Here is a 241-nt window from a genome sequence, read left to right as displayed (position 1 = left end):
TTCGGGTGAGCGACTTCTTAAACAAAATAAGGAGTCGATTTTTTATGAGTAAAAAAGCAGAAGAAATTCAGGCAAAACAAAGTTTGGAAAAGGAAAACTCAAATTTTTCTAAAACCGGATCCTCTAATAGCCGGTTAAACCGACATATTATGTACACCCCCGAACCAAAATTACACTTTGATGCTATGACAATTGTTGGGAATCTTAATAAGAACAATGCTCACAAACTGTCTGAATTTAT

1 pseudogene is annotated in these 241 nt (G+C 34.4%); it reads left to right on the top strand.

From position 1 onward, the window contains the following. Positions 1-44: 44 nt before the first annotated feature. Positions 45-241: pseudogene (locus SH09_RS13740) on the top strand (replication initiation factor domain-containing protein); the annotation flags it as partial.

It is taken from the genome of Staphylococcus gallinarum (genome assembly GCF_000875895.1).
Lineage (GTDB): Bacteria > Bacillota > Bacilli > Staphylococcales > Staphylococcaceae > Staphylococcus > Staphylococcus gallinarum.
This window is presented reverse-complemented; position numbering and strand designations above follow the sequence as displayed.